The sequence below is a fragment of the bacterium genome, from assembly GCA_016708025.1.
In the GTDB taxonomy this organism is placed as follows: Bacteria; Zixibacteria; MSB-5A5; order GN15; family FEB-12; genus FEB-12.
In genome coordinates this window covers 764,431-777,079 of record JADJGQ010000002.1, presented here as the reverse complement: position 1 = coordinate 777,079, position 12,649 = coordinate 764,431, and the positions used below count along the sequence as shown (strand labels likewise).

General features: G+C 55.0%; 12 protein-coding genes. All 12 read right to left on the bottom strand.

The window, feature by feature from the left end:
- Positions 1 to 27: 27 nt before the first annotated feature.
- On the bottom strand, positions 28 to 498 hold the full coding sequence (locus tag IPH75_09660) for a cytochrome C oxidase subunit IV family protein (protein ID MBK7142333.1): 471 nt from the start codon (positions 496 to 498) through the stop codon (positions 28 to 30).
- Between the two features lie 12 nt (positions 499 to 510).
- On the bottom strand, positions 511 to 1,170 hold the full coding sequence (locus IPH75_09655; GenBank protein ID MBK7142332.1) for a cytochrome c oxidase subunit 3 family protein: 660 nt from the start codon (positions 1,168 to 1,170) through the stop codon (positions 511 to 513).
- 23 nt (positions 1,171 to 1,193) lie between these two features.
- Entirely contained in the window at positions 1,194 to 2,816 is a 1,623-nt protein-coding gene (gene ctaD / locus IPH75_09650; GenBank protein ID MBK7142331.1) for a cytochrome c oxidase subunit I, read from the bottom strand.
- An 18-nt stretch (positions 2,817 to 2,834) separates the two neighbouring features.
- Entirely contained in the window at positions 2,835 to 3,776 is a 942-nt protein-coding gene (gene coxB / locus IPH75_09645; protein MBK7142330.1) for a cytochrome c oxidase subunit II, read from the bottom strand.
- A 9-nt stretch (positions 3,777 to 3,785) separates the two neighbouring features.
- Positions 3,786 to 4,583 carry an SCO family protein gene (locus IPH75_09640; protein ID MBK7142329.1) on the bottom strand — a complete coding sequence of 266 codons (798 nt, stop codon included), beginning with the start codon at positions 4,581 to 4,583 and terminating at the stop codon, positions 3,786 to 3,788.
- Positions 4,584 to 4,749: 166 nt separating this feature from the next.
- The gene (locus IPH75_09635; GenBank protein ID MBK7142328.1) at positions 4,750 to 5,094 is read right to left on the bottom strand and encodes a hypothetical protein; all 345 of its coding nucleotides are present in this window, start codon (positions 5,092 to 5,094) and stop codon (positions 4,750 to 4,752) included.
- Between the two features lie 8 nt (positions 5,095 to 5,102).
- Entirely contained in the window at positions 5,103 to 6,290 is a 1,188-nt protein-coding gene (locus IPH75_09630; protein ID MBK7142327.1) for a hypothetical protein, read from the bottom strand.
- A gap of 11 nt (positions 6,291 to 6,301) precedes the next feature.
- Complete coding sequence (locus IPH75_09625; GenBank protein ID MBK7142326.1) at positions 6,302 to 6,901, bottom strand: cytochrome c; 600 nt, start codon at positions 6,899 to 6,901, stop codon at positions 6,302 to 6,304.
- Positions 6,898 to 7,461: a DUF3341 domain-containing protein gene (locus IPH75_09620; protein MBK7142325.1), complete on the bottom strand. Its 564-nt coding sequence runs from the start codon at positions 7,459 to 7,461 to the stop codon at positions 6,898 to 6,900. Before IPH75_09620 ends, IPH75_09625 begins: the two co-directional genes overlap by 4 nt.
- Positions 7,458 to 8,876, bottom strand: a complete 1,419-nt coding sequence (gene nrfD / locus IPH75_09615) for a polysulfide reductase NrfD (GenBank protein ID MBK7142324.1) — start codon at positions 8,874 to 8,876, stop codon at positions 7,458 to 7,460. Before nrfD ends, IPH75_09620 begins: the two co-directional genes overlap by 4 nt.
- Complete coding sequence (locus IPH75_09610) at positions 8,873 to 11,887, bottom strand: TAT-variant-translocated molybdopterin oxidoreductase (protein ID MBK7142323.1); 3,015 nt, start codon at positions 11,885 to 11,887, stop codon at positions 8,873 to 8,875. Before IPH75_09610 ends, nrfD begins: the two co-directional genes overlap by 4 nt.
- Positions 11,875 to 12,522 (bottom strand): cytochrome c3 family protein, encoded by a 648-nt coding sequence (locus IPH75_09605; protein ID MBK7142322.1) that lies wholly within the window; start codon positions 12,520 to 12,522, stop codon positions 11,875 to 11,877. The genes IPH75_09610 and IPH75_09605 overlap by 13 nt, the downstream gene beginning before the upstream one ends.
- Between the last annotated feature and the right edge of the window lie 127 nt (positions 12,523 to 12,649).

The window sequence follows — 12,649 nt, the reverse complement described above, 5'->3', positions numbered from 1 at the left end:
GCCCGGTGCGCAAGTGCAAAGTAGAGTCTAATGGCCGCTCGCGGCCGCACTGTCGACCGGGGCCATCATCGTATCAACCGCCGCGTTGGCGCTGTCCGTGACTGTCGCCCCACCGGGTGCTGGAGGAGTTGTCGGCGCATTCTGATAAATGATCGCCTTCGGCTCGATCGGACCATCCACTATCCTCTCCAGCTCATACCGGCGCTCAGTATCAAACATGGTTAACCCAATGAAAACCGCCAAAAACGCCAGCGAACTGAAGAAGATCAGGAAATAGAGCTTATTGTCATACCAGAGATGCATGAAGAAAAACGCGACCAGGCTCGCCTTGAACCCCGCGATCAACATGGCGATCAGAATATTGGCCGGACCAAAATCGATCCCGGCTACCGCCACTGTGACAGCCGTCATCACCAGCAGGATCCCCCCGATAAGCAGGTAGACCTTTAACGGTGTAATATGATGCTGCGCATGACCGGTCGTATGACTAGTAGACATTGTTTGCTCTCCTCACGACACCAGGTAAAGAAGGGGGAACAGGAAGATCCAGATCAGGTCGACCAGATGCCAGTACAGGCCGGTCACCTCGATCGGGTTGTAATACGCCGCATTAAACTGGTCGTTCTTCGTTTTGTACAGCATGATGGCGATCGCGATCATACCGCCGATCACGTGAAGCCCGTGGATCCCGGTCATCACGAAATAGATCGAGAAGAAGATATGCGGGTTGGTCCCTTCGATCCCCGTAAACGTGTAATATTTCCCCGGAAGCTGCCCCAGGTGGAATTTGTGCGAATACTCGAAATACTTGATCACCAGGAAGATGCCGGCGAATACCAGCGTGGCGATCAGATTATACATCGTCGCCTTTTTGTTCCCCACCTGCATCGACCGGATCGCCAGCGCCATCGTCACCGAACTCGTGATCAGCACCAGCGTATTAATGAACCCCATCTTGACATCCAGCGCCTTGTGTGCGGCATGGAACATCTCCGGATTCCAGGATTTGAAGATCGCGTAAGCGCAGAAGAGCCCGCCGAAGAACAAAACTTCGGTCAGCAGAAACACCCACATCCCGAGCTTTGCGGAATCCCGCTGCTGCTCGGCATCGGTGAAATGGTGCGCGACATGTTCGTCGAGCGATGAATGCGACTGTGCGTGGTTCGCCATTCTCTTCATTACCTCGTCGGGGTTTAGCGCAACCGATCCGGTTCGCGCTGGATCAAAACTTTGTCATAGTCGTACGGACCATGCGTTACCTGCGGCTGCGTGAAGAAGTTCTCGGTCGGCGGCGGAGAGGTCGTCTCCCACTCGAAGCCGAGCGCTCCCCACGGGTTATTCCCTGCCGGCTTCCCCTTGATCAATGAGTGCACCAGGTAGATACCCATAATGAGGAAGCCGAGCCCGAGCACCCAGGCGCCGTAGGTTGAAAAGGCATGCAGGCCATGATACTGGTCCAGATATGTGAAATATCGTCGCGGCATCCCGAGAGACCCCAGGATGAACTGCGTGAAAAAGGTCATGTTGAAACCGATGAAGATGATCACTGCTGCGGTGCTCGCCCAGAACTCGTTGTACATCCGCCCGAACATCTTCGGCCACCAGAAGTGTATCCCGCCCAACAGCGCCATCACTGTCCCCCCCATCATCACATAGTGGAAGTGGGCGACGACGAAATACGTGTCATGTACATGGATATCCACCGACAGGGCGCCCAGAAATATCCCGGTCAACCCGCCGATCGTAAATAGGATCAGGAATGACAATGTATACAGCATCGGGGTCCGCAAACTGATCTGCCCCTTATATAATGTCATGACCCAGTTGAAGACCTTTACCCCCGATGGTATCCCGACAAAAAACGTGAGGAACGAGAAGATCACCGCCGCCAGTTCCGACTGCCCCGAGGTGAACATATGGTGTCCCCAGACCAGGAACGAAACAAGCGCAATACCAAACGATGAAAACGCGATCGCGTTATAACCGAAGATCTTCCGGTGCGACATATGCGAGATCAACTCGCTGATGATCCCCATCCCTGGCAGGATCATGATATACACCGCCGGATGAGAATAGAACCAGAAGAAATGCTGATACAAGACCGGATCACCACCCATCGCCGGGTCAAATATCCCGATCCCCATTGTCCGTTCCAGCAGCAGCAGCACCAGCGTGATCGCCAGCACCGGCGTCGCCAGCACCTGGATCAGCGCCGTAGCATAGAGCGCCCAGACCATCAGCGGCAACTTAAACCAGGTCTGCCCCGGTGTTCGAAGCTTGTGTATCGTTACAATGAAGTTGATTCCGGTGAAGATCGAAGAAAACCCGAGAATGAACGCCGCCAGCAACATCGAAGAAACCGAGGAGGTTGAACTCGTGCTGTATGGCGTATAAAATGTCCAGCCGGTATCCGCGCCGCCGGTGATCAGTGAGTATATCCCGAAGAAAGCGCCAAAGACAAACACATACCAGCTTGCCAGGTTAAGCCGTGGGAACGCGACATCCTTTGCCCCGATCATCAGCGGCAAGACAAAATTCCCCAATGCCGCCGGGATCGATGGAATGATAAAGAGGAAGATCATGATCGCGCCATGCAGCGTGAATATCCGGTTATACGCTTCGGCATTCATGAAATCCTGGCCGGGATTCAACAGCTCCGTGCGAAGCACGATCGCCAGCGCTCCCGCGAAGAAAAAGAAGAACATGATCGCCGCAAAATACATGATCCCGATCCGCTTGTGATCGAGCGTAAACAGCCAGCTCTTCCAGCCCTTCGGACTGTTCAGGTAATGCGTCTGGGGAATGACATTTTCCATTCTATTACCTATCCTCGATTATTTCAGCGTCTTTATGTAAGCGATCAGGGCGTCGATCTGACGGTCTTTCAGGATCCCCTGATAGGTCGGCATTACCGGATCATACCCGTTGACGATATGCGCGCGCGGGTCGAGGATCGACTCGCGTATGTAATTTTCATCCGCAACCAACCGCTGGCCATCGGTCATCGCCTCCTGGCGGCCAAATAGCCCAAGGAAACTCGGACCAACCAGCTTCTTTCCATCCAGCGTATGGCAGGTGACACACGCCTTTGACTTGTACAACTGCGCCCCGAACTCTTCAAGAGACATCCCTTCGCCCATCCCCGATGATGACTCCAGCCACTTATTGAAATCTGTCTCCGATACCACTTTCACCTTCCCCAGCATCTCGGAGTGTCCCTTACCGCAGTATTCTGTACAGAATATCTGGTATTCGCCGACCTGGGTCGCTTCGAACCATGCCACCTGGTACCGGTTCGGCAACACATCGCGCTTGATGCGGAAATTCGGGACATAAAAACTGTGCAGCACATCCTTGGACGACATCAGCAACTTGATCGGCTTCCCAACCGGTACGGTCAGTTCGTTGACCGTATTCGCGCCGGCCGGATAATCAAACGACCAGAACCACTTCTGCCCGGTCACTTTGACTTCCAGCGCATCTTTGGGTGCCACATAGAACTTGATGAACGACTTGAATCCCCAGACGAAAATGACCATCACCAATACGGTCGGGATCACCGTCCAGAGAACTTCCAGCGTCGTGTTGTGTGATACCCCGGTCGTCAGCGTATCCTCACCCCGTCGACGGTACTTCACCACGAAGAAGGTGATCAGCGCGACGACAATGATGAACATGATAGTGCTCGACCAGAAGAGAAATCCCCAGAGCGGATCGATCTCACTGGCCAGCGTCGAATTCGCCGGTGGCAAAAACAGGTTGCCCGTTGTGTCCATAACTTTCCGTTATCTCCGATTTCCCGTCATCGACCCGTCGACTGAAAGAGCCAACTGCCGCTGACGGTTTTTTCGCTCATGTCGCCACAACAGCGCCACGAATATTCCCAAAATGATCGCCGACAACGCCCCACCGATCCGCATCACATTCGTCGCGAAAAGTACATACCCTTTCGCCTGCGGATCATAGTGGAAGCAGTAAAGGATCAGCCGATCGAGCGTATTTCCGATCTTCCCGTCCGAAGCCTCCAGTAGGGCCAGCTTCAGATCGCGGGGACTGAATTCTATTCCATACAAATAGCGGGAGATCTTCCCATCCGGCATCAGCACAAAGGCCGCCGCCGAGTGAGCAAACTCCTTCTGCTCTTCATCATATTTGTAGCCGAACCCGACCGCCTTGGCCAACGCTCGCGATTGCGTCGAATCACCTACCAGGAAATGCCAGCCGGCCTCTGCCCCCGGTCTCCCCAATTCCGCCAGATAATTCTCTTTTTTCGCCGCGGCCAACTGCCAGGTCTCCGCCGGATTGATCGACACCGCCACCAGATCGAACTTCTCCCCTGGCAACCAATCCATCCCCTTGACCCCGGTCACCATCCCGTTCAGCACCAGATTGCAAAGCATCGGGCACTGATAGTAAACGAGATTCAGGATCACCGGCTTGTCCGACTTGAAATAGTCGGCCAGGGTCACTCGACGCCCGGTTTCATCAGTGAACGCCAGATCCATCGGGACCGTCTCGCCCAGATGTTCGGTGATCCCGACTCCGGCTAATTCCGGTACCGAATCAAGGACAACTTGGCTCAATAAAGGCGATTCTCCAGTCAGAATCAAAAGAAAACTGAGAAGGAAACAGGATAAATAAAACCTTGTTTTGTCCATGTTCATGCCCTTGAAGACCATACTGCGTGAACAGCCCCCATCGGGGAAAGTTCACCTAAAACTGCTTATAACGGACCGAGCAAGTCTATGCTTACCGAGGGCCGGTTCCTGCTCGATAGGCCTCGTCGGCCACGAGCTGCATCGCCCGGTCTATGGGGATCTGATAGACGCCCTTGGCGGCATCTAGGATCTTGTAAGAATTCAGGATCTCGTCTTCCCGCGCCCGCAGGTCACGATACGAGATCGACTCCGGCTTTAACACCGTATCGTAAATGATCTCTTCTTTTGTCAGCACGAAAATATTGTCCACCACGATAACCGACAGGATCACGAACAACGCCGTAGCGGCGGTCACCAGGCCGATCACCTTGAGATTGGCGTCGCGCTTCTCATAGCCGAATGGCTTGTCGTGATGATCAGGTGAGGTACTTGACATATCTCTCCTCAGAACGGATTAACGTGATTGATCGATCCGGCCAGTTTCGGATCCTGCACCGGGATCAGCGGGTGACGCGAGAAGCGTCCCCAGAATCCCCAGAGAAAGACACCGCCGATAAATAGCATGGTCGCCGGTTCGATCCAGTTGATGCTCGCTCCCTCTTTGAGCAGCGTCGGATACACCAGCCAATACATATCGACCCAGTGCATCAGGAGGATCCAGCACCCGATCAACGTCAGGGCGATCGGTGTCCGCTTGGTCGCCCGGAACAGCAGCGCCACAAACGGCAGCACAAAATGTCCGAACAGGATCACCATGCTGACAAACTGCCAGCTCCCTTCCCATCGCGCCAGATACCAGACAGTCTCCTCCGGCACGTTACCATACCAGATCAGGAAATACTGGGAGAATCCGATGTAGGTCCAAAAAACCGTGAAGGCAAACATCAGCTTGCCCAGGTCATGGTAGTGTTCCACCGTTATCGTGTCGGCTAGTATCCCCTTCCGACGGAGCGCCAACGCGATCAGCGTCATGAACGCGATCACCGACAGCAGCCCACCCGCAAAGAAATAGACGCCGAAAATTGTCGAGAACCAATGTGGGTTTAATGACATCAGCCAGTCATACCCCGCGTAAGTCACGGTCACGGCAAACAGGAGCATTCCCCATGCGCTGGTCTTGCGCATCGCATCGCCGATCGCCTGCGTGTCTCCCTTATCCTGCTTCAGCGAAAGCTTGTGCAGCTTGATCGCCAGCAAAGACCAGATCGCAAAGAAAAACACTGTCCGGATGATGAAAAAGGTCTGATTGAGATACCCGGACTTCGCCTGCAACAACGCATCATGCGCCACCGCATCCGCATGGCTCCAGTGATAGAGCGAATGCATCCCGATCAACGCCGGTATGAATAGCGCCGCCATATACGGAAGCACCATCATGATACTCTCGGAGATCCGTCGGATCACCACACTCCAGCGCGCCCCGACCAGATGGTGCAGCATCGTGAAAAACAATGCTCCCAGCCCGATCGATGTCCAGAAGACAAAGGCTGTCAGGTAGGCATGGAAAAATCGGTCTGCATCCAGCACCCAACCCAGGATCGACAGGATCAACCCGGCGCCCCCGGCTATCAACATCCGCATGCCGAATTTCCCAGGGTCGCTCAACATATAAGTAACTTTATTCAGTGTCATCTGCATTCACGCTATTTCAGGGTACCACGCATCTCTTGTGGAACATCGTTTATCGTCGCCGCATGCGAACGCTGCAAGGCCCGGAAGTAGGCAATGATCGCCCACCGGTCCTCAACCGAAACCTGGAACCGATACGGCGGCATATTGCGGATCCCGTTGGTGATCACATTGAAAATGTAGCCATTCGCGGTATCGACCAGTCGCTGCTCATGGAATGATGGCGGCGGCAACAGCCCCCGATTAACCACTATTCCCTTCCCATCCCCGGTCCGGCCATGGCACGGCGAGCAGAAAATATTGTATCGCTCTTGACCACGCTGCAGAAGCTGCATCGTGATCGGAACCGGCATCCCATCAAATAATGAGCCATCCGGGTTGGTGCCGCTATGCAGCGCATCGTTCTCCCGAAGGAACCCGCGCGCGACCGTTCCGGCCGGTGGGATCCGCATCGTTGCACTATCCGCAAAAAACGGACTCTTCGACTGCACATCGTAGCGCGACTGATCATCCATATTCGGATTCATGTGGATCGGCGGCTTGTCCGATGGCGTGCCGCGCATGCAGCCACCCAAAGCCAGTAGACAGCCAATGGAGAGTAGCAGTTTCTTCATAGTCCTCGTACCACCTCCACGTGCGAACCACCTATCGATTTCAGGAATGCCTCGGTCTTGGCCGGGTCGAATTTCGCATCGTCCGATTCAATACTGACGAAAAACCCGTCATCATTCACTTTGGCGCTGAAATGCTCGGAATAAAACAGCCCGTTGAACCACATCGGCAGTCGATTCAGGATCAACATGGCGAACACCGCACCAAGCGCCGAGAAGAGAATGGTCAGTCCAAAACAAACGACCACCCAGGCCTGATAGCTATTGAACGGCTTCCCCGCGATCACCAGCGGATAATCCACCGCCTGCGTCCAATACTGCAACGCAAACGCGGAGACAAGTCCTACCGCACCGCATGCCCCGGCGATCAAGCCGACTTTCGACTGTCCCGCCCCCATCGCATCATCCATCCCATGGATCGGGAACGGCGAGTGAACATCCCACTTCTTATATCCGGCATCGCGCACCTTTTCGGCGGCGCCCAGTAATTCATTCGGACCGGCAAACTCCGCGATCACCGCGTAAATTTTCTCTTTCGCCGGAGCGGCCATTGTTTCGCTCATTCATGACCTCCCGCGTTTTTCGCGTGCGATCCGTGACCATGGTGATGCGTATCCGCCTGCGGCAGTACACCCTTCACCTCGGCCATCGACACGACCGGCAGGAATTTAAGGAATAACAGGAACAGGGTGAAAAACAGGCCGAATGACCCGATCATCGTCGCCCAGTCCCAGAAGGTCGGAGTATAATGATCCCAACTCGATGGGAGGAAATCCCGCGCCAGTGTCACCACGATCACAAACCGCTCAAACCACATCCCGACATTGATCAGGATCGAGGCGACAAACATGATCGCGATATGCCGGCGATACTTCTTGAACCAGAAGATCTGCGGCACCACCACGTTGCAGAAGATCATCGTCCAGTACGACCACCAGTACGGCCCAAAGGCACGATTGATGAACGCAAACCGCTCATACGGATTGCCGCTGTACCAGGCGATAAAGAACTCACAGGAATACGCGTAGCCGACCATCATACCGGTCACCAGCATGATCTTGTTCATCTTCTCCAGATGGTCGACCGTAATGATATCTTCAAGCTTGAATGCTTTTCGAACCAGGATCCCGAGAGTAAGCACCATGGCAAACCCCGAGAAAATAGCGCCGGCGACAAAGTAGGGCGGGAAGATCGTCGTGTGCCAGCCCGGGATGATCGAGACTGCGAAGTCCGTCGAAACCACCGAGTGCACTGACAATACCAGCGGAGTCGATACCCCCGCCAGGATCAAATATGCTTTTTCATAATTCCGCCACTGACGCTGGCCGCCTCGCCAGCCGAGCGAGAATATCCCGAAAGTCAGTTTGCGCCACTTGGTTTTGGCGCGATCGCGCAGCGTTGCCAGATCCGGGATCAACCCGACATACCAGAACGCCAATGAACAGGTGAAATAAATACTGACGGCAAACACGTCCCAGAGAAGCGGCGAGCGGAAGTTCGGCCACATCGACATCTGGTTCGGGATCGGAAAGACCCAGTAAAGTAGCCAGACTCGACCGACGTGGATCGACGGGAAGATCAGCGCGCAGATAACAGCAAAGATCGTCATCGCCTCGGCAAATCGGTTGATCGAGGTCCGCCACCGCTGACGGAACAAGAACAGGATCGCCGAGATCAGCGTCCCGGCATGGCCGATACCGACCCAGAAGACGAAGTTGACGATCGCCAATCCCCATCCCACCGGAATGTTAAGCCCCCAGATCCCTGTCCCTTCCCAAACCAAAAAGCCTACTGATCCGAGTAACACCAGTACGATCGACACGGCCATGCCAAACAGGACCAGCCACTCCAGAGAGATCTTGCGCTCCGTCAACTCACTGATCTTCTCAGTGATGGCATGGAACGTCGGATTCCCCTTGATCAGCGGTGGCTCGGTTGAGACTGATGAAGGTGAATGAATGTCAGTACTCACGGTCACCCTTTATGCGTTGCATGAGCGTCCCCGGAAACAACGGCTGTCCCGATCTCCGGATTGACGTTTCGGATTTTTGCAAGGTATGTCGTCCGCGGCTTGGTGTTCAGCTCTTCCAGCACCGCGTAATCGCGGTTCCCCTTCTTGAGCGCCACCACCTGGCTCGACGGGTCATTGATATTTCCAAAGACGATCGCTTTGCTTGGGCACGCTTGCTGACAGGCGGTCACGATCTCACCATCGTTAACCGTCCGGTCCTCCAACTTGGCCGCCAGCTTACCCGCGTTGATCCGCTGAATACAGAACGTGCACTTCTCCATCACACCGCGCGTTCGCACCGTCACATCCGGATTCTGCGCCATCTTGACCGTCTCCGGAAGATCCTTGGTGTAGTTGAAGAAATTGAATCGGCGCACCTTGTAGGGGCAGTTGTTGGAACAATACCGCGTCCCGATACACCGGTTGTAGACCATGACATTGAGCCCCTCTTTGTCATGGACCGTCGCCGCCACCGGGCAGACGTTTTCGCACGGAGCCATTTCACAGTGCTGGCACATCATCGGCTGATGCGACACTTCCGGCTCAGCAACATCACCTTTATAGTACCGATCCAGTCGCATCCAGTGCATCTCGCGGCCTCGCGATACCTGCTCCTTGCCGACGATCGGGATATTGTTCTCTGCCTGACAGGCGATCACACAGGCGTTGCAGCCGGTGCACGCAGTCAGATCGATACTCATTCCCCACTGATAACCGGTGTCATACGTATGCTGATCCCACATTGGGAGAAGCGGAGGATGCGCGATCATCTCCGGATAAAATTCACCAGTCTTCTGGTACTGGTCGAGCGTCGCTTCCCGAAGGATCGGACGACCTTCCATTGAACCATGGTCCTGCACATTCGACAGACTGTAGGTTCTTCCAACCTTGCTGATGGTCGCACCCAGGCCAAAGCCGAGCGAGTTAGAGGTCCGCAGTTTGTAACAGTCGAACCCAACGTTTTCAGCCACCCGCCCTGCGGCCGTCCGGCCGTAGCCGAGCCGCACTGTCACCGAATTATCTGCCTGACCTGGATTGATCCAGATCGGGAGCTCAAGTTCATTCCCCTGATGGGCTACTCGCGCCATATCTCCATTGTGCAGACCGAACGCTTGCGCCGTCTTCTGGCTGATCAGGGCAGCATTGTCCCACGACAGCCGCGTGATCGGATCAGGCAATTCCTGTAGCCAACCGTTGTTGGCAAAGCGTCCGTCATACAGGTTGGATTCGGTAAACAGGATCTCAAGATTATTTCCATCGGCGATCCCGGAAGGTAGCGGACTCGCCGCCAGATGATTCCGCACCGCCATCATATCGACTGAAACTGCGACTGGCGCTTCCGCGCTCTCTGGCAGCATGCCGTCATGCAGCACTTTCCGCCAGGACTTCTCAAACCCGGCTCCGGCGAGTGAACTCTGCCAGCTCTCCCGCACTACATCATATCCCTTAACTTTCGTACCGGTCGCCAGCAGGTTCATCACTTCGCAGGTCGACTGCGAACTGAAGAGCGGCTCGATCAGCGGCTGGATCACACTCAGGGTTCCATCCAGCGCCCGTACATCTCCCCACGCTTCGAGGAAATGCGACTGCGGCAAATGCCAGGTCGACAGATTCGAAGTCTCGTCGACATGCGTCGCCAGATGGATCGAGTTCTTCACTTTCGGCAGAGCCGCGGCAAACTGCAGATCAACCGGCGCAGAATAGACCGGGTTGCCGCCCAGCATCACTAAGGTATCAACTGCCCCCGCCTTCATCTGGTCGGTAAGCGATTTGAGCCCGGCATTGGCAGGAAGATAACTATCTTTGATTTCTACAAATGTCAGTGTCGTGCCGACATTCCCCAGCGCTTCGTTGAGCGCCACTGCGAGTGCATGCACCGAGGCAGGCTGCTGTTTACCAACCAGTATCGCCGATTTGCCGCGCGACCGTGCGAGGTCACGCGCCAACCCGGTCACCCACTTGGAATCATACGTGCCAGTGGTCGTCAGCCCGGCGAAGGCCGGCAAGCTGAGCCCCATCGACTGCAATTCCCGGCCGAGCACTACCAGGAAGTCGCCGACCTGTCGCGATTGGATGCGTAGCCGATGATCCGCCGTCGCTCCGGTTACCGAGTAATTGCTCTCGACCGCATACAGCCGATTCATCTTATCCGTCTGCGCCATCACTCGACGGCCATCCGCGAACTGTCGCGCCAACCTGACCGAGTCAGAATCGTGCGCAATGAAGTCCGCATCCAATGACAGAATCACTTCGGCGCGATCAAGCTGATACAGCGGCTGGAGTGATTTGCCCGTCGCCATCCGCACTCCCTCATATGCCTGCTCATTCCCCAGCGGTTCGTACACCACCCAGGTCGCCAGCGGGAGTTGCTTTTTGATCTGTTCGGCCAATCTATACAGAGTCGGTGAGTGGAATTCTTCAGTCAGAAACGCCAGCCCCTGCCCTTGATTCCCCTGGAAGAAAGTCAGCCGCTCGCGCCAGAACGTGACGAAATCATCCCAGTTCGAAACCGCGCCCGACTTGGTCGGAATGCGTGACCGATCCGGATCATACAGATTCAGGATCTCCGCCTGCATCAGCACGCTGGATGATCCGCGTGTTGAGCCATGCTCAGGATTTCCCTCGATCTTGATCGGACGACCGTTGATGCTTTTGACCAGCAACCCGAGCGCGTTCTGACCGAACGGCATCGCCGTCGCATAATAATTAGGCATCCCCGGTGTGATCTCTTCAGGCTGGGTAACATACGGAACGATCTTATCGACCGGTCGACGGCACCCGGCCAATCCGGCGAGTGCGACCGATGCACCCATCAGCGTCAGGAAACTACGACGCGACCAGCTATTATCAAACTCCGAGGCCCCCTGCGGAAATTCGCGATGAAGGAATTCCTTGAAATCAGGAGAATTTTCGAGCTGATCGAGACTCCGCCAATATGCCAGTCCGGTGGTCTGCTTCTTCTCTTTCATCGGTGACATCCTGAACAATCCTGCGGTGGATTGATCCCTTTCTCCTTTTTGACCCGGGCGGCAAACTCCAACTGATCGGCTGGGGGCATCCACTTCATATTGGTGATCTCATTGACCGGGCGAAGGTGCATATCCGGATTGCGATGGCAATCCAGGCACCAGCCCATACTAAGCGGTTTCACTAACTGAACCTCTTCCATGTCGGCAACATTGCCGTGACAGGAAGCGCACCCCACGCCCGCATGCAAATGCGCTGAGTGATCGAAAAATGCAAAATCCGGGATCTTGTGGACACGCACCCACTGGATTGGCATGCCGCTCGCAAAGCTCTCACGAACCGGCAACAGCTTGGCACTCTCGGGGAGCACCAGCTTGTGGCAATTCATGCAAGTCTGTGTGGGAGGTACATTCGCCTCAAACGACTTCTCTACTCCGGTGTGGCAGTAACGGCAGTCCATCCCCAGATCCCCGGCATGCACCTTATGGCTGTACGGGACCGGCTGTTTTGGCCGATAACCGACATCCGTGTAACTGGGTGATCCGTAATACCAGAAGAAAAGCGTTACTGCTGTCAGTAGACAGACAGCCCCTCCGGCCAGCATTGGCGGAAGTTGATTGGTCCATTTCGGAAATATCTGAGCCATAGAATCAGATGCTTGTTACTAATTTCACAAGAATTGGGCGCGAGGACAACCGAAAAAATCTATCTGCCCGGACTGCGCTCGCATGATCCTTGTAATCGTTTCCTGTGTTACGTATTGGCCTCGAATT